The organism is Ktedonobacter sp. SOSP1-52, assembly GCF_016587395.1.
The window spans coordinates 1-19,371 of sequence record NZ_BNJH01000004.1; the positions used below are offsets into that span (position 1 = coordinate 1).

17 protein-coding genes are annotated in these 19,371 nt (G+C 55.7%); 8 read left to right on the forward strand and 9 right to left on the reverse strand.

Annotated features, from left to right (window positions below; all coding sequences use genetic code 11):
• Positions 1-437: 437 nt before the first annotated feature.
• Positions 438-1,697, forward strand: coding sequence for an MFS transporter (locus tag JMJ16_RS35185; RefSeq protein ID WP_201389267.1), 1,260 nt, complete (start codon positions 438-440; stop codon positions 1,695-1,697).
• Between the two features lie 63 nt (positions 1,698-1,760).
• Here JMJ16_RS35185 and JMJ16_RS35190 read toward each other — a convergent pair whose 3' ends face one another.
• The 5 genes from JMJ16_RS35190 to JMJ16_RS35210 all read right to left on the reverse strand — a co-directional run bounded on the left by JMJ16_RS35190 (position 1,761) and on the right by JMJ16_RS35210 (position 6,551).
• A complete protein-coding gene (locus JMJ16_RS35190; RefSeq protein ID WP_201389269.1) occupies positions 1,761-2,945 on the reverse strand; it encodes an acetyl-CoA C-acetyltransferase in 1,185 nt (394 codons plus the stop codon).
• Between the two features lie 143 nt (positions 2,946-3,088).
• Positions 3,089-3,910 carry an alpha/beta fold hydrolase gene (locus tag JMJ16_RS35195; protein ID WP_201389271.1) on the reverse strand — a complete coding sequence of 274 codons (822 nt, stop codon included), beginning with the start codon at positions 3,908-3,910 and terminating at the stop codon, positions 3,089-3,091.
• Between the two features lie 101 nt (positions 3,911-4,011).
• On the reverse strand, positions 4,012-4,995 hold the full coding sequence (locus JMJ16_RS35200; RefSeq protein WP_201389273.1) for a zf-HC2 domain-containing protein: 984 nt from the start codon (positions 4,993-4,995) through the stop codon (positions 4,012-4,014).
• Complete coding sequence (locus JMJ16_RS35205) at positions 4,992-5,693, reverse strand: RNA polymerase sigma factor (RefSeq protein ID WP_201389276.1); 702 nt, start codon at positions 5,691-5,693, stop codon at positions 4,992-4,994. The genes JMJ16_RS35200 and JMJ16_RS35205 overlap by 4 nt, the downstream gene beginning before the upstream one ends.
• 201 nt (positions 5,694-5,894) lie before the next feature.
• The gene (locus JMJ16_RS35210) at positions 5,895-6,551 is read right to left on the reverse strand and encodes a hypothetical protein (RefSeq protein ID WP_201389278.1); all 657 of its coding nucleotides are present in this window, start codon (positions 6,549-6,551) and stop codon (positions 5,895-5,897) included.
• A gap of 318 nt (positions 6,552-6,869) precedes the next feature.
• Here JMJ16_RS35210 and JMJ16_RS35215 point away from each other — a divergent pair, with 318 nt between their 5' ends.
• Positions 6,870-7,409, forward strand: coding sequence for a DNA-3-methyladenine glycosylase I (locus tag JMJ16_RS35215; RefSeq protein WP_201389281.1), 540 nt, complete (start codon positions 6,870-6,872; stop codon positions 7,407-7,409).
• A 54-nt stretch (positions 7,410-7,463) separates the two neighbouring features.
• Here JMJ16_RS35215 and JMJ16_RS35220 read toward each other — a convergent pair whose 3' ends face one another.
• Positions 7,464-8,141, reverse strand: coding sequence for a hypothetical protein (locus JMJ16_RS35220; protein ID WP_201389283.1), 678 nt, complete (start codon positions 8,139-8,141; stop codon positions 7,464-7,466).
• 373 nt (positions 8,142-8,514) lie between these two features.
• On the opposite strand from JMJ16_RS35220, the gene JMJ16_RS35225 reads away from it, so the two are divergent.
• Positions 8,515-9,099 carry a HEPN domain-containing protein gene (locus JMJ16_RS35225; protein ID WP_201380683.1) on the forward strand — a complete coding sequence of 195 codons (585 nt, stop codon included), beginning with the start codon at positions 8,515-8,517 and terminating at the stop codon, positions 9,097-9,099.
• Positions 9,100-9,303: 204 nt separating this feature from the next.
• Positions 9,304-12,084, forward strand: coding sequence for a pyruvate, phosphate dikinase (ppdK, locus tag JMJ16_RS35230; protein ID WP_201390806.1), 2,781 nt, complete (start codon positions 9,304-9,306; stop codon positions 12,082-12,084).
• A gap of 65 nt (positions 12,085-12,149) precedes the next feature.
• Here ppdK and JMJ16_RS35235 read toward each other — a convergent pair whose 3' ends face one another.
• Positions 12,150-12,404: a hypothetical protein gene (locus JMJ16_RS35235; RefSeq protein WP_201389285.1), complete on the reverse strand. Its 255-nt coding sequence runs from the start codon at positions 12,402-12,404 to the stop codon at positions 12,150-12,152.
• A gap of 22 nt (positions 12,405-12,426) precedes the next feature.
• On the reverse strand, positions 12,427-14,079 hold the full coding sequence (locus tag JMJ16_RS35240) for a sodium:solute symporter family protein (RefSeq protein WP_201389288.1): 1,653 nt from the start codon (positions 14,077-14,079) through the stop codon (positions 12,427-12,429).
• A 736-nt stretch (positions 14,080-14,815) separates the two neighbouring features.
• On the opposite strand from JMJ16_RS35240, the gene JMJ16_RS35245 reads away from it, so the two are divergent.
• Positions 14,816-15,598: an SDR family NAD(P)-dependent oxidoreductase gene (locus tag JMJ16_RS35245; protein WP_201389290.1), complete on the forward strand. Its 783-nt coding sequence runs from the start codon at positions 14,816-14,818 to the stop codon at positions 15,596-15,598.
• A gap of 95 nt (positions 15,599-15,693) precedes the next feature.
• Here the strand turns inward: JMJ16_RS35245 and JMJ16_RS35250 are convergent, their stop codons facing one another.
• Positions 15,694-16,695, reverse strand: coding sequence for an alcohol dehydrogenase catalytic domain-containing protein (locus JMJ16_RS35250; protein ID WP_201389292.1), 1,002 nt, complete (start codon positions 16,693-16,695; stop codon positions 15,694-15,696).
• Between the two features lie 351 nt (positions 16,696-17,046).
• On the opposite strand from JMJ16_RS35250, the gene JMJ16_RS35255 reads away from it, so the two are divergent.
• From JMJ16_RS35255 to nfi, 3 genes are all read left to right on the forward strand, one after another.
• Positions 17,047-17,721 (forward strand): nuclear transport factor 2 family protein, encoded by a 675-nt coding sequence (locus JMJ16_RS35255; RefSeq protein ID WP_201389294.1) that lies wholly within the window; start codon positions 17,047-17,049, stop codon positions 17,719-17,721.
• A gap of 141 nt (positions 17,722-17,862) precedes the next feature.
• A complete protein-coding gene (locus tag JMJ16_RS35260) occupies positions 17,863-18,621 on the forward strand; it encodes a bifunctional 2-polyprenyl-6-hydroxyphenol methylase/3-demethylubiquinol 3-O-methyltransferase UbiG (RefSeq protein ID WP_201389296.1) in 759 nt (252 codons plus the stop codon).
• A 36-nt stretch (positions 18,622-18,657) separates the two neighbouring features.
• Entirely contained in the window at positions 18,658-19,365 is a 708-nt protein-coding gene (gene nfi / locus JMJ16_RS35265) for a deoxyribonuclease V (RefSeq protein WP_201389298.1), read from the forward strand.
• Positions 19,366-19,371: the final 6 nt, after the last annotated feature.

A 19,371-nucleotide genomic window follows, 5' to 3' on the forward strand; every position in this document is an offset into this window, starting at 1 on the left:
CCGAGTGTCGAAACCCTCTTGACGTCTGCATGGAGGCATGTTATTCTCAAGTATATGACGAGACAGCATATGCGCCAGGTCACCGCGCGCGCCAGCGCCGGGCGACTGGCCCATCATCACCTCATTCCATCAATCCTCGGCCATGTGGTGGCCGCATAAGCCTGGCGTAGCGCTTATGCGGCGAGAAGTAGCGCCGAGCCTCCACTCTCAGGACATCTCTGTTCTGCGGTAGATTCTGCTGCCTTTGGCATGGCTACTTTTTCGTCCTCTGTTTCTTAGCCCTTTTTCCACCCTTCCATGGGACATCGCGTGTGGGCTATGTGCTGCCCTTGCCCGTGTAGCCATCCACGCCAGGTACTCTCTCAACTTGCTTCCAACAGAAGCGCTCACTATCGTACGCTTTACCTACTTCTCATGAGAGGGAGTATCCAGAATCCATGAATGACTCTGTTATGGAATCCTCAGCGGAGGAAAACACTTTAGCTACCAGTGTGCTTGAGCCGCGTCCCTGGCGGCGCTGGCTGGCCGCATTCTTTGGCTATACCGCGTCTTCGCGTGTGCTTCTGACCAGCGCCATCTGGATGATCTACCTGGCGGCGCAGGGATATAGCCCCTTTGTGATCGGCTTGTTTGAGATGGTCTTTCATATTGCCAAGTTCGTCGCAGAGGTGCCAACCGGGATCTTCGCGGACTTGCTGGGACGCCGCAAAAGCCTGATTCTCTATTGTCTGATTAGCGCGCTTGATAGTTTGCTCTATCTCCATCCCACGGCACCATTTATGCTCCTGGCATTCGCGCTCTCGGGCATCTCTTTCGCCTTCCTGGGCGGGGCCAATGACGCGCTGCTCTGGACGCTGACTGGCTATGCCGATGCGCAGCGCCAATCGCAGCTCTATAGTAAGCTCATGAGCTGGACACTGATGGTCAGCCTGGTAAGTGAGATGGTGGGTACCACACTTGGGGGCTATCTTGGCAGCATCATGCAGACTCTGCCATTCATCTGTCGCGCGCTTATCTGCCTGGTCTCCATCCTGCCTCTCTGTCTGCTGCCAGAGGGTATTGAAGAGCGCCAGCCGGAGGAGCGCATCAATATCCTGGCGCATCTGGGTGCTGGCCTGCGCATCGTCTGGAACACACCTGCGATTCTGGGGTTGATCCTGATCTCAGGGCTGACCGAGAGTTGTGGTACCACGATCTACTTCTACGTTCAGCTTCAGTTACATGGCCTGGGCTTCGCCTTGAGTGCGGTCGGTTTTATCATTGCTCTAAGCAATCTTAGCCAGTTTCTCTTTACGGCCATGGTGCCCGTGATGATGCGTAAGATTCCAGAACGCTGGCTGCTGCCCCTGGCTGTCCTCACCCAGGCAGCAGGCCTGCTTTTAATGATGCAGCCACAGATGCTCCCAAGCTTACTGGGCTTCCTGATCTTCTTTCAGGCCGCGACTGCCGTGCTCTATCCCGCACTCAGCACCTATATCAACCAGCGTTGTCCCGAGGCTCAGCGCGCCACTGTCCTCTCGTTTCAAACGGGACTCTTTAGCCTGGCTATGATCGTGCTCTTCCCGCTATTTGGGCTGGGTATCACTCACTCCTCGTACAGCGTAGTCTATGGCTGGACTGTGCTCGCACTGCTCCTGGGAGGGCTGGGGACAGTCTTCCTGGTACGCCTACGCCAATGGCATGTGAAAATGAAGTAGCGTAAATAAATGTGGTGCAGGCAAAGCCTGCACCACATTTATTTACGCTACTTCATAAAAAAACTACACCTCGACAGAGAGCGCGACCGCGCCGCCGCCACCCAGGCAGAGCGTTGCCAGACCGCGACCGCCACCTCGGCGCTTCAACTCATGGATCAGGGTAATCAAGACACGTGAGCCACTGGAGCCGATGGGGTGGCCAAGGGCAATGGCGCCACCATTGACATTCACGCGCTCCCAATCCCAATCTAGCTCTTTGCCATTGGCAAGCGCCTGGGCCGCAAAGGCCTCGTTGACCTCGATCAGGTCGAAGTCGCTCAACTGCATGCCAGTGCGCTCCAGCAGGCGACGAACGGCACGCGTGGGGGCCGCAAAGATATAGCGTGGTATGATGGCCGCCGAGGCATAGCCCGTAATTCGGGCCAGGACAGGCAGACCTTGCGCCTGCGCAAAGGCCTGGCCAACAACGACCGTCGCCGAGGCTCCATCGCTTAGACCAGGGGCATTGCCCGCTGTCACCGTACCATCCTCTAGAAAAGCTGGCGAGAGACGCGCCAGCGCCTCTCGTGAGGTGTCGCTGCGAATAGGCTCGTCGTTTTCCACCAGCAAAGAACCCTTCTTCTGGCGCACCTCAACTGGCACGATCTCCTCTTTAAAGCGGCCCTCGGCTGTGGCTGCCGCCGCGCGCTGGTGGCTGCGCAGCGCCAGTTGATCCTGCTCCTCGCGCGTGACGCTAAACTTCTCGGCGATGATCTCTGCCTCATTGCCCATATGGATATCTTCAAAGGCGCACCAGAGGCCATCACGGACCACCGAGTCAATGATTTTGCCATCACCCATACGGTAGCCAGTACGCGCTTTGGGCAAGAGATAGGGGGCATTGCTCATGCTCTCCATGCCGCCCGCGATATAGGCCTGGCCATCGCCCGCGCGAATGGCCTGCGCCGCCAGCATGACGGCTTTGAGGCCCGAGCCACAGACTTTGTTGATTGTGAAAGCTGGAATATCATCGGGAAGGCCCGCGTGGATGGCGGCCTGGCGGCCCGGCGCCTGCCCAATGCCCGCGCTTACGACATTGCCCATGATGACCTCATCCAGGTTGCTGGGGTCGATGCCTGCGCGCTTTACGGCTTCTTTTATAGCGATAGCTCCCAACTGGGGAGCTGTAAAACTGGCGAGACTACCAAGGAACTTGCCTGTCGGCGTCCTTGCCGCGCCTACGATTACCGGAATATGTTCTTCGGTCATGCGAGTTCTCCTCATTCTAAGGCCACGCCGATGTGGCCTTGGGGTTTAGCAAACTTCTATCTTATTCTATCTTTTATGACCGAGAAGGGGCAAATCTGTAGGGGCCTGCTGCGTCATTCGGCTAACCCGCAGCCCATGACGGATCATACATTCCGTAGCCATTCCCCCACGCTCTCCGCATACGCCCGTGGCTGATCATAGCGGATACAGTGCCCTGTATTGGGAATATGCAGCTCGCGGGCGCGGGGCTGTGCGGTCAGGATCTGTGCGGCCTGCTCCGGCGTGATCATGGCACCGCGAGTGGGGTCGCCTGTCACCAGCAGCAGGGGGCAGCGAATGGTGGTCAGGACCTCCATAGGCGAACGCTCGCCGATGACGGGCGCAGGGCCAGCGGACAGGATGGCCATATTGAGCTGGTCTTTCGAGATAGCCCACGGCTCTACTGTGACCTCCGACCAGCCGGTATTCTTCTGACAGGCGGCCTTGCGTTCCTCCAGACTCTGCGTCCGCACCTCAAACAACCAGCCATGGCGTCTCTGTCCCTCCTCCTGTGAACTTGTCGGCTGCTCGCGTGGTATAAACAGCGCAGCATCCTCCAGCGCGACCGCCCGCACCAGTTCAGGCCACTCGCTGGCCACCACTGCTGCCACGCCGCCCCCCATCGAATGCCCGCCCAGCCGCACCGAGCCCAGGTTCAACGCCTGGATGAGCGCTACCACATCCTCCGCCATGGCCCGCTGCCGATAGTTCCCGCTCGCCGAGCCGCTGGAGAGCCCATGCCCGCGTGCATCGGGCAGAATGATATCAAAGTCGCTCGCCCATTCCCGCACCACCTCGCTCCAGCACAGCCCATTATCGCTGAAACCGTGCAACAACACCAGCGGCGGTTTCTCTCCAGCGCCCGTACGGTAATAATGAATACGAACATCATCGAGCTGCATATCGCCTTCGGACCAGATTGACATGAATCTTCTCCCCTCAAAGTTTGATGTTCTCATCATATCACCTTTTGCGCTTCTTTGTGTACATGCAATCGGTCCGTGTCGCACTCGTGTATCGGGCAAATCTAAGGCTTCTGCGGTAACTCGCCCATCTTAAAGCCAGGGGGTACCTGCATGTCCCAGAGACTCTCAGGGACCTGCTGCAGCGTGAGCACTTCAAGGGTATCATACATCGGCTTCTCGCTGGATGAAGGCTTCTGCTCCAGCACATTGACGGGCATATAATGTATATCCAGCAGGAGAATATCGCCATTCTGGTAGCGAATCTGGTAGACCTCTCGTCCCTGGAAGGTTCCCTTGCCGATGTAGCTGGCGCGCCCCGCCGCCATATCCGCCCGTAGTTTTTGCAGGTCAAACATAGAGTCGCTATCGACCCAGTTGGCAGCATCCCATTGCACCACGTGATTCATCATATCTTTGCCCAGGACTCCATGCTGAGCGTTGCCTACCGCTACGACATCCAGTTTATCATCCATGACCGTCTCGACATGGAACATATTATTGGTGAAATCATGGTAGGTCTTGACCTGATAGGATGCACCATCACTTGTCTGCTGAGTCTGGATATGGTAGAGCACATAGCCGTTCCAGCTTACCTGAGATGGAATTTGAAACTCCTGCGCGGAGCGTAGAAAGAAGAGATAAGAAACCAGTAACACTCCCAGAGCCATCAGCGCGGCCGCCACCAGCATTGCAGGGTGCCAGCGTGCTCTCGCGTGCGCACGGCGTCTCTCTGGAAAGGCTACCGGGCGCGACTCGTCACTCGTTTTGCTGCGCTCCTGTGCGCGCGCGGCTATCGCGGCCCGAACCGCGGCATCAACACGCTCGGAGGGCTGTGAAGAAGGGAGGTCGGCGACCAGGCGTGTCGCCTGCTGAACCTGGCGCATCTCCTGTGTACACGACTCGCACCCACGCACATGCAAGGCGACGCTTCGTCGCTGCTCTGGCGTCAGATCATCCCACACAGCCAGGTAAAGGTGGACAATCTCGCAGGCCCGGGAATCGGCTTCATGTCCCGCAGGAAGGGGAGGGAGAAAAATGTCATTCATTTTCGCCGCTCCTGCATACTCGCATTACTCTTATTCAATCGCTTGTACTGTTCCATAAACATCTTTTTGGCTCGGGAAATGCGCGTAGCGGCGGCATTGGGTGAGATCTCCATAATAGCTGCGATCTCCTGGTAGGGGACCCCTTGCGCAGCATGTAACACAAGCGCCGCCGCATACTCTTCAGGCATGTTGGCCAGGGTCAGGCGGATATGCTCACGTTCAGCGATCTCTGGGATACCACCACTATCGGCTAAAAGGAGGGAGGCGTCATCGCTCACGTCCTCGTCATTTTCGCCCTGGCGCGAGCGGCGTGAAAGGGGCCACCAGGAGATACGTTTGCGTCGACGCAGTTGATCAACACATAAATTGGTCGCGATCCGATACAGCCAGGACGACAAATGATCACGCTCATAGAGTCCATCCCAGGCACTGCACGCGCGTATAAATACCTCTTGTGTTATATCATCGGCGTCTTCCATATTTCCAAGCAGGCGATAGACATAGGAATGTATGGGGCGTCGGAACTGTTCATAGAGCTTTTCCAGGGCCAGTTCATCGCTAAACGCTCTATCTCCTGGTCGATCCGCGGATTTTTCCACAGGCATGCTGGCTGCTACTTTCTCTCGTTGCTCAGTCTCTTCCAGACATAGCTCAGGGCGCACCTGTAGTATAGCAGGAACCACCATCGATGGAAACATACCGCTATTTACTCCTTTTTTTCCAGGGATTTGTGAAGCCCCAGGAGGTTTGCTTCACAGGATCGAATTGATATTACCTATCCATACTCACGGTGGAGGGTGGCTACTTTTACGGCTGAGCAGAGAAACCCAGTCCCCAGATAGAAAAAGCCGCGCTCTTCGACGAAGAGCGCGGCTTTTTCTATCTGGGGACTTGAGTTTTTACCAGTTCTGGCCAGAGCCATTCTGCTGCCAGGAGGGCATGGGAGTAGCCTGCCACTGGTTTTGCTGGTCGAACTCCTGTTGGCCTTGCCACTGGCCCTGCGGCATCGCCATCTGTCCGCCCGTTGGCCACTGGTTTTGCTCCTCAGGGGCCACCTCGTTTTGCCACTGGCCCTGCGAGCCATCCATCTGGCCATTTGGCCACTGCATAGGAGCAGGAAGAGCCTGCCAGGGCTGCTGAAGCCCCATGCCCTGCTCGCCTACCTGCGCCTGCATCGACATCTGCGCACGAATCTCCTGGATCGGCAACTGCTCCTGGATCTTCTGCCAACGCCTCGCCATCATTCTCCACCCTACGACGCCTACAAGCAATACAATCAAATAGACGATATTGACGACACCTATACCCTCCAGGAGGAGCAGGGAGATCTTCGAGCGAAAGATAATTCCTACAGCCACATCAACGATTACCAGAGCCGCTGCGTAATTCGGCACCTCACGCTGCATCTTCTCAAGCTCGTGCTCAAGGTCCAATAATTCGCACGTTCGGATGTACTTGATCCGTTTTGACCAGCGCACCAGGGCAATAATTGCGACGATCAAAAATAATAAGAAAATAACACCCATGATCGCAAGATCACGAATACTTGCTAACATGCTTGCAGCTCCTTCGTCGTCCCAAATACAGATATCTGATTCTATCTAAGTCCATACAAGCATAGACCCTACATTACGCACCCTCTCCACTATCAACGTCAACCATCGGCGTCTATGCGCTTTCACTCTATTCCAACGCAGCAGAGCGCCAGGCACAGGAAATGATGACTTTTTACCTACTCGCTATCAGGCATTTAGTCCTGTCTTGACAGAGAAAGCAGAAGTATTTACGCTACAAACGAGCATATTGCTTAATAAACAGATAGGCACTTCTCAATGAAGGACCTTTGGTCGAGAGAAAAGAGGACACACGAACCTATGGCTCAGAGCTATTGCGATTTTGCCCGCGAGCATCCGCTGCACCAGGCATACCATGATCATGAGTATGGTTTTCCCCTCGCCACCGACGCCGCCCTCTTCGAGCGCCTGGCCCTGGAGATCAACCAGGCAGGTCTCTCCTGGCAGACTATTTTAAAGAAGAAGGAGAGCTTTCAGCGCGCCTTTGAAGGTTTTGATCTTGATCGAGTTGCGAGCTATGGGCCTCAGGAGGAAGAGCGGCTCCTCAGTGATGCAGGCATTATTCGCAATCGATTGAAGGTGCGCGCTGTGATTGAGAATGCGCGCCGCCTCGTCGTCCTGCGCGAGCAGCATGGCTCCTTCGCGAACTGGCTCACGCTTCATCATCCTCTAAATAAGGAGCAGTGGGTCAAACTCTTCAAAAAGAACTTTGTTTTTACAGGTGGTGAGATCGTCAATGAATTTCTCATGAGCACAGGCTATCTGCCGGGCGCGCACCAGGACAGTTGCCCCATCTACCACCAGATCCTGACTCTCAATCCCCCCTGGTATCAGCAGTAGCCGCGTACGCCAGGAGCGGGCTCGCTCCTGGCGTACGCGGCTACTCTGTTATTGTTAGCGCACTGGTGGGCGGTAGTTCTCGACTTTGATGGTATCGGCCTCTTCAAGTGGCACATTCTGATTGTACTCAGGCGTTCCACGCTCGACTGTGTCTTCATCGTGGAAACTTGCCGCCGGGAGCGAGGACTGAGCTTGCGTATCACCCGGCTGCAATTGCGCCATGCGCTCGGTCGCGTCATAAGCGCCGTGCTGCTTCAGCACCTGCCGCGCCTCGTCATAGCGCTCATTGCTCTTCACGGTGACAATGGTGCGGCCATGCTCCAGTTCTCCCTGGTAGTAATGTGCCTCGTCTTCGGGTACTCCCATACCAATCAGCATGCCCACAAAGCCACCCGCCATAGCTCCCAGGGCGGCCCCTCCCAGCGCGGCAAAGATGATTCCACCCGCGATGGCGGGTCCCACACCTGGGATGGCTGAGATCGCTGCAGCCGTCAGGAAACTGCTTAAAGCACCACCACCGATGGCACCTGCCGCGGCCCCAATCGCGGACTCGGTCGAGATTTTTTTCTCGCTCTCCTCAGTATCAAGATGACGATAGAGAAAGCCTATTTGCTGATCCGTAAAGCCCGCCCGGCGCAAATCCTCCAATGCCTCCTCGGCCTTTTCCCGCTTCTCAAAGACACCAATCACGATCGGCTGTGCCATACCAGACATTGAGTTATCTATATTCATTTGCACCTTCACTTTCACGCGTAACCATTTTTATATCAACATACATAGATACACGTATGTGAAGAGCAAAACGCTCCTGTCGCCAACAGCCTGATACACCATTATGCAGCTTTCCGCTTTTCTGGCAATTTATTTCATTACATCCGTCAATACAAAAAATTTTCTTCATATACATACACATACATCAATATGACAAACAAGTATTAGCTGAACTGATACTCGTTAAACATATCGAAAGATGCTCCTACAGCCATTGACAGATTAGCTTGATTAGGAATACTATGTTCGGGATAGCATAACTTAATAATCAATGCTATACAACACCTCGTAAAACGTGCCTATGTTTTGGCACCCTGTAGAAGGAACACTTACCATGTCTAACATGCATGAAATGCCTAACCATCGATACAGCGATCATGACTCCACTGAAAGCGATCTAGAAGCTCTCCTCCTGGGTGGAGTAGAGTCACAAGATCAGACCCAGCAACCATTTGTTCATGCAGAGGCGGCATCGCCTGCGCCCTTCGGAGGTGAGGAGGATGAGGAGGACAGGGAGGTATACCCGGACCATGATGTTCAGGGTGCATTAGGGCTTTTCGCGGAGGCCGCACAGGATATGACTACAGCCACACTTGAAATTGGCCTGGGCCGTCATTTTGCCTGCGCCGATTACTGCAACCAGGTGGCGGAAAAGGCTGCGCAAGCTGTAAGCTTGCTCAATATTGGCCGCCGTTCTCCATATAATCATGACTTGCGCGCACTGGGCGCACAGGTTGGAGCACCGGACTCGATTCAAGAGGAGATGGCCCGGCTCTCGCCGTTCCATCCCGAGGCGTTTTACGCCGACACCCCTCCTGAAGAGGCCGATGAGGTCATCAGTGCCGATGAAGCGAGTAGCTATATCAAGAGCGCTCGCACAGTCCTACGCTGGGCACGTAATATTGTTTTGACAACGTAGTCATTGGTCGCGATTTGTAGCGCGACCAGGGTTCTGGCACACAGGAAAAGGTACGCCTTATTCTTGACCTGTCGATGATCTTATTCCGAAACCCAACGCCACTGACGTGTCTAGCGCTTCGCGCTCAGGGTTTTCGGATCAGAAGTAAGTGACAGGAGACAGGCCATGCCAGGGTCCACAAGCACAAGTGGAGGACACATCTTCATGACGCAACAGATCACACACACACAATTGGAGGAGGCTGTCAAACAGTCTCCACGGAAATGGGTCTATCTCTTTAGCGAGGGCAACGCCTCCATGCGTGCCCTCCTTGGTGGTAAGGGTGCTGGCGTGGCCGAGATGACTAATGCTGGTCTGCCTGTTCCTCCCGGCTTTACAATCACAACCGAGGTCTGCAATGCCTACTACGAGGAACAGAAACAGTTCCCCGCTGGTATGTGGGACCAGGCCCTCGCCGCGCTGCAAATTGTCGAAGCCCAGACTGGCAAACAGTTTGGGGGTCGGGAGAATCCACTCCTGGTCTCGGTACGCTCAGGCGCGAAGTTCTCTATGCCCGGTATGATGGATACTGTGCTGAACCTGGGTATCAATGACGAAACCGTACAGGGCCTCATCGCCCTAACACAGGACGAGCGCTTCGCCTATGACGCCTATCGTCGCTTCATTCAGATGTTCAGCAAGATCGTGTTGAATACTAATCCCCAGGACTTTGAACACATCCTGGAGACCTACAAGCAGCGCACGGGCGCAAAGACGGATGCCGAGATTCCCGCTCAGGCCCTTAAAGAGCTGGTCGTCGAATTTAAGCAGGTCGCGGAGCGAGCCTCGGGACAGCCCTTCCCCACAGACGTCTATGAACAGTTGCGCAAGGCAATCGAGGCCGTTTTCGCCTCCTGGAACAATAAACGCGCCATCGACTACCGCAATTTCAACAAAATTCCGCACAATCTGGGAACTGCCGTCAATGTCCAGAGTATGGTCTTCGGCAATATGGGCAGTGATAGCGGCACAGGCGTGGCCTTTACCCGCAACCCCTCAAACGGCGAGCACGAGATGTTTGGCGAGTATTTGCTTAATGCCCAAGGTGAGGATGTGGTCGCCGGTATTCGTACACCATCAAAAATCAGCCGCCTGCACGAAGATCTGCCCGAAGTCTATCGCCAATTCCTGGAGATCGCCAAACGCCTGGAGGCGCATTACCGCGATATGCAGGACCTGGAGTTTACGGTCGAGCATGGTCAGCTCTACATGTTGCAGACACGCTCAGCCAAGCGCAACGCCAGGGCCGCGATCAAGGTCGCCGTGGATATGGTGCGCGAGGGCTTGATCACGCCTGAAGAGGCCCTGCAACGCGTTGAGCCAGCGCATGTCTACCAACTGCTCCTGCCCCGCTTTGATGAGGCGGAGAAGCGAAAGGCCACGGCGGAGGGTCGTCTGCTCGCAAAGGGCCTGAACGCCTCGCCGGGTGCGGCCTACGGTAAAGCTGTCTTCGACGCGGATCGCGCCGAGGAGCTGGGCAAAGCCGGGGTATCCGTCGTACTGGTGCGCCCGGAAACCAGCCCCGATGACGTCCATGGCATGCTCGTTGCCAAGGGTATTCTCACCGCACGTGGTGGTGCGACCAGCCACGCCGCCGTTGTGGCACGCGGGCTGGGTCTCCCCTGTGTCGCTGGCTGTGAAGGCATCCGCGTCAGTGATAGCGAGCGTCTCTTCCGCGTCAACAACTCTAATAGTGTTATTCGCGAGGGCGACGACATCTCGATTGATGGCGCGACGGGCGAGGTCTTCCAGGGTCGTATTCAGACCGTTGATTCCGATTTCGCCAGGGAGGGAGATTTACAGACGCTGCTGGGCTGGGCCGACAAGGTACGCAGACTTGGCGTCTGGGCGAATGCCGACTACCCACGTGATGCACAGCGCGCCGTCGCCTTTGGAGCCGAGGGCATTGGCCTCTGCCGCACCGAGCATATGTTTATGGAGCAGGAGCGCCTCCCCATCGTGCAGAAGATGATTCTCGCACGCAGCCCCCAGGAGCGCCAGGCCGCGCTCGATCAGTTGCTACCCTTCCAGCGCAGCGACTTTAAGGGCATCTTCTCAGCCATGGTCAGCCCCACAACGGGCGAGGGCTACCCGGTCGTTATTCGCCTGATCGATCCACCGCTGCACGAGTTCCTACCCTCCTATGAAGAGCTCCTGGTCGAGGTCACTCGCCTGGAGACCCAGGGCGGACACGAGGCGGAGCTGCAAGAGAAGAAGGCCATGCTCGAAGCCGTCGGCTCTATGCGTGAGATGAATCCCATGCTGGGCTTACGTGGCTGTCGCCTCGGCCTGCTCTTCCCTGAGATCAACATCATGCAGACGCGCGCCATTCTGGAGGCCGCAGCCGAGCTAGCGCGCGAGGGCAAGAAGCTCCAGCCGAAGATTATGATCCCACTGGTCGGCCACGTCAATGAGCTACGCGAGGTCCGGAGGCAGTTGGAGGGTGTCGCCGCGGAGATTGCGCGCGAATCTGGTGGCGCCATCGCGTACAAATTTGGCACCATGATCGAGGTTCCACGCGCCGCCGTGACCGCCGATCAGATCGCACCGGTCTCCGACTTCTTTAGCTTCGGCACCAACGACCTGACACAGACCACCTTCGGCTACAGCCGTGACGACGCCGAGGGCAAGTTCTTGCTCAAGTATGTCGATGGCCTGGATGTTCCCGGTCAGAAGGACAAGGTTAAGATTCTGCCTACCAATCCCTTCCAGACCCTTGATCGTGAGGGCGTGGGCCAGCTGGTCGCCATGGCCGTAGCCAAGGGGCGCCACACCAACAAGGATATTGAGCTGGGCATCTGCGGTGAGCATGGTGGTGATCCTGAAAGCATCGCCTTCTGCCACGAAGTCGGCCTCGACTACGTGAGTTGCTCTCCCTTCCGCGTTCCCGTCGCACGCCTGGCCGCCGCGCAGGCCGCGTTGCACCAGTCCGAGCGCGATAAATAATAGTCTTGAACAAAAAAGGGAAAGTGCAGAGAGGCGTCAGCCCCTCTGCACTTTCCCTTTTTTGTTCAAGACTTACTCTTGCGGCGGTTTGACAGGAAGCTGCCTCCTGCCATGACTGCGCCTACGATGAGCATTACCAGCCCCCACCACAGGTTAATATTGAAGCCATCGCTGCGGTTATACTCGGCACCCGTGCCGAATGCTCCATAGAGGAGGAGCACCAGCCCGATAACACCAATGGTCGCGCCAATGGTTAAGGCGATAGAGAGCCGATGTGTCTCACCCGACTTTTCCATGTTACGCACATCTTGTTGACTCATAATCATTGCGTCCTTTCGCTGGCTAGAAGAAGATGATGTTTAAGACCGCGAAGATCGCCAGGGCGATACCAGCCAGTACCAGAGGTTTCTTATACCAGACCGTCTCCACAACCTCACGCTTCGGCGTCATACTGTAGACCAGGCCCTTCAGCTCACTAGCGGGTTTCGGCTTGGTAACAAGCGAGACAACGATGGTCACCACGAAACAAACCGACCAGGCGATCAGAGCGCGCCACATGCTCGACCCCTGGCTGCTCCCCATAGAGATCATATGGTACTGTCCCATGAGCCAGAGGCTAATCGAAGCCGCCGTTCCCACCACCAGGCCAACAAAACCACCCCAACCAGTCGTGCGGCGCCAGAACATACCCAGCAGGAACGTCGCCAGCAGCGGCGCATTAAAGATGGAGAAGAGCGCCTGGACATAGTCCATGATACTGTTGAAGCTTGCCGCCAGGTAAGCTGTGCCGACGCTCAGCACAATACCAACGACGGTAATAATGCGGCCCATCCACAGATAGTGGCTATCAGGCGCGTCCTTCTTGATATATGAGCGATAGATGTCATACGTCCAGACGGTATTGAATGCGGTCACATTACCGGCCATACCAGACATAAAAGATGCCAGCAATGCCGTTAGCCCAAGGCCCAGCAGGCCACTGGGGAAGAACTGCACCATCGCGTATGGGATTGCCATGTTATAGGAGTTCTGGAAGCCGCCACCCTGGCCCAGGTGCGGCATCAGCGAGAAAATGACCAGTCCAGGAACGATAGCGATAAAGGGGAAGAAGAGCTTGGGGAAGGCCGCGATCAAGGGCGTGCGTTCGGCAGCCGCCTCGTCCTCAGCCGCCAGCGCGCGCTGCACGACCAGGAAGTCGGTACACCAGTAGCCAAAGCTCAGGACAAAACCCAGGCCCAGCACGATGCCAATGAAGTTGACACCAAAGGGGTTGTTGTTCCCGGCCGTCCCCTGCCATAGGTGGAAGAAGGCGGGATTATTCACCTTTGCCTGGAGGCCCGCCCAACCGCCTACATGGTTCAGACCAATCAGGGTGAGCGGCAAAAGGCCCAGGACGATCAGGAAGAATTGCAGGGTCTCGTTATAAATGGAGGACGAGAGACCGCCAAGGAGGATATAGGCCATGATAAAGGCCGCAGAAATCCAGATGCAGATGTTGAGGTCCAGGCCAAACAGGACGTTAAACACCAGCGCGGCGGCATACATATTAATTCCAGAAGTCAGGATCGTCAGCACGCCAAAAGAAATGGCGTTGAAGCCACGGGTGGCTTCGTTAAAGCGCAGCTTGAGGAAGCCTGGAACCGAGTGTGTCTTACTGCCATAGTAGAATGGCATCATAAAGATGGCCACAAACAGCATGGCTGGGATAGCGCCAATCCAGTAGAAGTGAGCCTGCATAAAGCCATACTGCGCGGCATTGGCGCCCATGCCTAGGATTTCGAGCGCGCCCAGGTTCGCGCCCACAAAGGCCAGGCCCGTTACCCAGCTAGGAAGCGAACGACCAGAAAGAAAAAAGTCCTCGGAAGAGCGCATGCGCCTTCGCAGCGCGAAACCAATGCCCAGCGTCACGCAGAAGTAAATACCAATAATCAGGTAATCTACCCAGCCGAGATTCGCTGTTGGCACATTCACTTGCGTGGATGCAAGGGTCAACATAATATATCTCCTTTGAGCGTAGAGGAGACCGCGGATCGCTTCATGGCATGACAAAGCATAGAGGCACCCTCGTGGCGTCTCTCTTATCAGAGCCAGCGTGTAGAATCCAGTGGCATGTCGGTGGCCCCCCTAACAACGCTTCCCCCAGTTTCAAATACATGCCGCACGAGACAGGTGCGCGGAACTCCTCCTCAACCACATACCAACCATCGGGTAAAAACTCAACAAAAAGTCGCGACCTTTTAATTCCTATTTATCGATACACATTTAAAGCTTTCTTGCTAAGAAAGATATAGCAAATCAAAGCTCTACTAGCAAGACTTCAACGCCTTAGGTAAAACACGTTTCACATGCCCCAAAGGTGTACAAGTTCAGGCATTCAAGTTTAAAGTTGATCGGTCAAGGGTCGATCTAATACATAATTTTTGTAGGCAATATATCCTATTCCTTTACTTCTCGCGCCTGCGGCGCTCGCTGGTAGAGGTGGTGTGACGCGTCATGGCAGCCAGAGGCTGCCATGACGCGTCACACCACTGACTCAGTAAGCGTACTGGTTGGTGCTCTACCAGTTTGCTGGCTGGTTGGCCCTCTACCAGTTTGCTGGCTGGTTGGCCCTCTACCAGTTTGCTGGCTGGTTGGTGCTCTACCAGTTTGCGGTTTGGCTCTGATTGAAACCGGGAGCGTGTGCTTAGCGTGCATCTTGTGAAGATTCTATCGCATAGAGGAGGAGATAACAGTGACACTCTCAGGGAAAGTCGCATTAGTAACTGGAGCGGGTTCTGGCATCGGCAAGGCCACTGCGGTGCTCTTCGCCCAACAGGGGGCCAGAGTTGGCGTGCTCAGTCATACCAGCGACGAGATCGAGCAGACTGTTAAGGAGATTACAGCCCAGGGGCATGAAGCCATCGCCATTACCGCCGATGTGGCGCAGGAGCAGGACATGCAGCGCGCCGTACAGCAGCTTATTGAGCGCTGGGGCCGACTGGATATTGTGTTCGCCAACGCGGGCATCAATGGTGTCTGGGCGCCCATTGAAGAGATCTCCGTTAACGAGTGGATGAAGACAATTAATACCAACCTGACGGGCACCTTCCTGACGATTAAGAGCGCAGTCCCCTCTTTGAAAAAGCAGGGTGGCTCGATCATCGTAACTGCCTCGGTCAATGGAACGCGCATCTTCAGCAATACTGGCGCCACGGCCTACTCCAGTACCAAGGCAGCCCAGGTTGCCATGACCAAGATGCTAGCGGTTGAGCTGGGTCGCAGCAAAATACGCGTCAATGTGATCTGCCCGGGAGCGGTCGACACCGAAATCAACGCGAATACGCAACAGCGCGATGTCGAAAAGATAAAAATTCCTGCCGAGTTCCCAGAAGGCTCAACGCCCCTGGCCGATGGGGAGTCCGCCAGTTCAGAGCAGGTGGCGCAACTGGCGCTCTTCCTGGCCTCAGATGTCTCCAGCCATATCAGCGGCACCGAGATCTGGATCGATGGTGCCTCGTCGCTCCTACGCGGCTAATTTTTGCTCGATTGCTCGCACCTGTAGAACTCAGAGAAAAGAGATAGATATTCATTTTGCACTTGATTGCGTGCAAAATGAATATCTATCTCTTTTTAGAGGGGGATCTCTACCAGAACCTTGAGCATACCTTTCTGCTCAGCCTGGCGAAAGGCCTCTTCAGCGTTCTCTAAGGTGTAACGCGCACTGATAAGGGGCAAAACCTCTATGCGCTTCTGGCGCAAGGCTCGCAGGGCTGGCTCGAAGGGTCCACAGCGTGATCCCTGCACGCGTATCTCGTTAACGACGATACGGGAGAGATCCAGAGCGCCTTTCTCCGCGACAGTACTCTTGAGTACAATGGTTCCTCGTGGCCGCACCAGGCGTAAAGCCATGTCCAGGCCTCGTTCCGAGCCAGTACACTCCACCAGCAGATCGAGGCGCTCGCCCTCCTGCACCAGGCGTTCAGCCTCGGCTACTGTAAGCGTCACGATGCCTCGCTTGCGCGCAAGGGCCAGTTTCTCCTCGTGTTTTCCTGCCATCCAGACCTCGCCCCCGCTCAGAGCCAGGACCTGGCCCGCCAATTGCCCCATCTTGCCATCGCCAAGTACCAGCATGCGCATACCGGGCGTGATATGCACTTGCTCCAGCATCTCAAAATTGGCCGCGAGCGGCTCCACAAAGGCAGCCTCCTCGTCGCTGATCTCGTCGGGTACCAGGTGCAGATTCTCAACGGGCAGGGTGAGATAGTCGGCAAAGGCGCCATCCCGGCCCACAATACCGAGCGCCGCTCGTCGAGGGCAGTGGGAATACATTTCCTGGCAACAATACCAGCATTGCGCGCCGCGGCAGGGAATATTGATCTCACCAACTACGCGCTGACCCAGCAGATGGCTATATTGCGGGCGTGTACCAAGCCCCTGGATCGTCTCGACCACCCCAACAAACTCATGCCCCAGCACTCCCTCAAAGCCTTTATACCCTCGCGTAATCTCCAGGTCTGTATTGCAAATGCCCGCCTGCACAACCCGGATCAGCGCCTCGCCCTCTCCAGGCTGCGGCTGTGGGTAGTTATGTTCTAAGGCTAGGCCTCGCGCTCCATACACTAACGCGCGCATGTGATCCTTTCCTCCTGCCAGTTTGTTTGAAGCTTGTAAATTCCACTGTTCCTGATTATACTGTCCCTACATACATGCACTTCTATAGAATATATTTCATTTCCGCTTCGTTTGAAAGGGATTCATACCGCCTGCGGCGGGGGGAAAAAGAACGCAGAGGGGCTGACGCCCCTCTGCACTCCCCTCTTTGCCTTTTCAAAGGGACGTAGGGGGGCTGACGTCTCTCTACACTTCCCTCTTTGCCTTTTCAAAGGGACGTAGGGGGGCTGACGCCTCCTGCACTCCCCTCTTTTCCTTTTCAATTGAGCTGTAACAGAATAGCATCCCACTATAAAAAAAGGGAGTACTCATATGTCCTTTGATCCCAGTGAGCCAACCCTGTCCACTGATATACCTCTACCACTTACAACGCCTGCGCAAGCCACGCCGTCACATATTCCCTCTGGGCAGTATCAGGCCCCACTACCTGCCTACCAGGGCTATCCCTACCCACCACCGGCGGGTCCATTCCCTGCTCCAGGCATGCCACCCTATCCCTACCCGGTTATGCCGCCACCACGTAAGAAGTCCTCTCTCCTCTGGCTCTGGATTACGCTGGGTGTGCTGGGAGGTGTGACCCTCCTGGGATGTGGTATCTGTGGCGTCATTGGCTACCTGGGCGTCAACCTGGTCCAGTCTGACACGGTACAGGCGCCAGCCAGGGTCACCCTCTACTATCAATCATTGCAGACAATGGACTATACTAAGGCCTATACCTATGTATCGCCAGATGCGAGCTTCTCTATCACACACGATGATGGGAGCACAACTCAGATTTCAGACGAAGAGACCTTTACAAGTGATGCGCGAACCGCTGATCAACAACTTGGAAGCATTGAAAGTAGCAGCCCTCGTCTGGTATCATTGAACAATACCGTCGCGAAAATTGCGGTAACGGTCACACGTACCAACAAAGTGTACGTTGTTCACCTCACGCTCAATAAGATAAATGGCAGTTGGAAGATTGTGGAGGCCGATGGCATCTAGCATCTCTCCCCGCCCTAAGATCTTATTCCGAAATCCAACGACCATTCGGGGGCGCGCGTCACTGGCGTGTCTAGCGCTTCCCCCATTCGGGGGCAGGCGCGCTCAAGGTTTTCGGAGAAGAAGTACAAGGGTTTTCACACAATGAATAACTATGACCTGATCGCGCCTTTTTATGATGCCGAACACGCCCAGTTCAGCGAAGATTTCGATATGTATCGCAACTTCGCTGAACTCTGCGGCGGCAAGATTCTGGAGCTGGCCTGCGGCAGTGGCCGCGTCCTGCTTCCCCTGGCAGAAGATGGCTACGAGGTTACGGGCGTCGATACCTCAGCGCAAATGTTGGACCTCGCACGCCAGGCATTAGATGACGCTGGCCTCAGCAAACACTGTACCCTGGTACAGCAAGATGTCTGCACTCTGCGCCTGGAGCAGAAATATCGCCTAGCCTTTATCGCGCTTGGCTCCTTTGCACACATTACATCACGCGTCCAGCAGAAACAGGCCCTGGCCGCCATTCGTGCCCATCTCTCGGTCGGTGGCACTTTCATCCTGGATATTAGCAACGGCGACCTGCGCTATATGGAGGGTATGAGCGGGCAAATGCTACATCAGGGAACCTGGCAATCCGATGACCAAACCTGGCTCTCCCACTTTGTCAGCCCGGCCGCCTCGCATGATCGCCACCTGCTGGAGCTAACACACTTTTATGATCAGCATCACCAAGGCGGACCCATTCAACGTACGGTCGTCACGACACATCATTACCTCTTCGAACGTGGAGAGATTGAACTCCTTTTGGAGCAGGCAGGCTTTCAGGTAAAGGATACCTATGGCGACTATGACCTGGCGCCCTACCAGCTAGAGAGTCCACGCCTGATTTGTATCGCCGAGGCCCGATAACACATAGTATTCACAACGCAGAGAAGGGAAAGGCATATGCAGATACCGCACCCATGGAATCTGAGCCCGGAGGCGGCAATCGCCCTGCAACATGAACTGGCACAGCATATTATTCTGGAGGATCAGGTAGGCGAGGTACGCTACATCGCGGGAGTCGATATGGCCATCCACGAAGAGCATAATATGGCTCAGGCGGCCGTGGTGCTCCTCTCCTTCCCCGACCTGGAGATTGTGGAGCGGCACATCTACGAGGAGCCGATACAAATGCCCTATGTGCCGGGTCTCCTCTCGTTTCGCGAGGCACCTAGCGTCCTGGGCGCCATACGCAAACTACGCCAGAAACCCGACCTGGTCATGGTAGATGGTCAGGGTATCGCTCACCCCAGGCGCATCGGCATTGGCGCGCACCTGGGTCTCTGGCTCAATATCCCCACCATCGGCTGCGCCAAGTCGCTGCTGGTTGGACACTACGATAAAGAGGCTCTCGGCGAAGAGGCTGGCTCCTGGGTTCCTCTCATTTACAAAAAAGAGGTCATTGGTGCCATGGTGCGCACGCGCACACGTGTTAACCCCATGATTATCTCGCCAGGGCACCTCATTAGCCTGGAGACCAGCATCCGCTACGTTCTGGCCTGTAGTAAAGGCTACCGTCTGCCGGAGCCAACGCGCCAGGCCGATAAGCTCTCCAAAGACAAAACCTGGATCGAGCCAGAAGCGTCTGAGCAACCTACCCTGTGGTCATAACACACC

What these genes read in the sequence shown, in the direction of transcription:
- JMJ16_RS35185 (WP_201389267.1), top strand. Translation starts at nt 438, where the DNA reads ATGAATGACTCTGTTATGGAATCCTCAGCGGAGGAAAACACTTTAGCT.
- JMJ16_RS35190 (WP_201389269.1), bottom strand. Translation starts at nt 2,945, where the DNA reads ATGACCGAAGAACATATTCCGGTAATCGTAGGCGCGGCAAGGACGCCG.
- JMJ16_RS35195 (WP_201389271.1), bottom strand. Translation starts at nt 3,910, where the DNA reads ATGTCAATCTGGTCCGAAGGCGATATGCAGCTCGATGATGTTCGTATT.
- JMJ16_RS35200 (WP_201389273.1), bottom strand. Translation starts at nt 4,995, where the DNA reads ATGAATGACATTTTTCTCCCTCCCCTTCCTGCGGGACATGAAGCCGAT.
- JMJ16_RS35205 (WP_201389276.1), bottom strand. Translation starts at nt 5,693, where the DNA reads ATGTTTCCATCGATGGTGGTTCCTGCTATACTACAGGTGCGCCCTGAG.
- JMJ16_RS35210 (WP_201389278.1), bottom strand. Translation starts at nt 6,551, where the DNA reads ATGTTAGCAAGTATTCGTGATCTTGCGATCATGGGTGTTATTTTCTTA.
- JMJ16_RS35215 (WP_201389281.1), top strand. Translation starts at nt 6,870, where the DNA reads ATGGCTCAGAGCTATTGCGATTTTGCCCGCGAGCATCCGCTGCACCAG.
- JMJ16_RS35220 (WP_201389283.1), bottom strand. Translation starts at nt 8,141, where the DNA reads ATGAATATAGATAACTCAATGTCTGGTATGGCACAGCCGATCGTGATT.
- JMJ16_RS35225 (WP_201380683.1), top strand. Translation starts at nt 8,515, where the DNA reads ATGTCTAACATGCATGAAATGCCTAACCATCGATACAGCGATCATGAC.
- ppdK (WP_201390806.1), top strand. Translation starts at nt 9,304, where the DNA reads ATGACGCAACAGATCACACACACACAATTGGAGGAGGCTGTCAAACAG.
- JMJ16_RS35235 (WP_201389285.1), bottom strand. Translation starts at nt 12,404, where the DNA reads ATGAGTCAACAAGATGTGCGTAACATGGAAAAGTCGGGTGAGACACAT.
- JMJ16_RS35240 (WP_201389288.1), bottom strand. Translation starts at nt 14,079, where the DNA reads ATGTTGACCCTTGCATCCACGCAAGTGAATGTGCCAACAGCGAATCTC.
- JMJ16_RS35250 (WP_201389292.1), bottom strand. Translation starts at nt 16,695, where the DNA reads ATGCGCGCGTTAGTGTATGGAGCGCGAGGCCTAGCCTTAGAACATAAC.
- JMJ16_RS35255 (WP_201389294.1), top strand. Translation starts at nt 17,047, where the DNA reads ATGTCCTTTGATCCCAGTGAGCCAACCCTGTCCACTGATATACCTCTA.
- JMJ16_RS35260 (WP_201389296.1), top strand. Translation starts at nt 17,863, where the DNA reads ATGAATAACTATGACCTGATCGCGCCTTTTTATGATGCCGAACACGCC.
- nfi (WP_201389298.1), top strand. Translation starts at nt 18,658, where the DNA reads ATGCAGATACCGCACCCATGGAATCTGAGCCCGGAGGCGGCAATCGCC.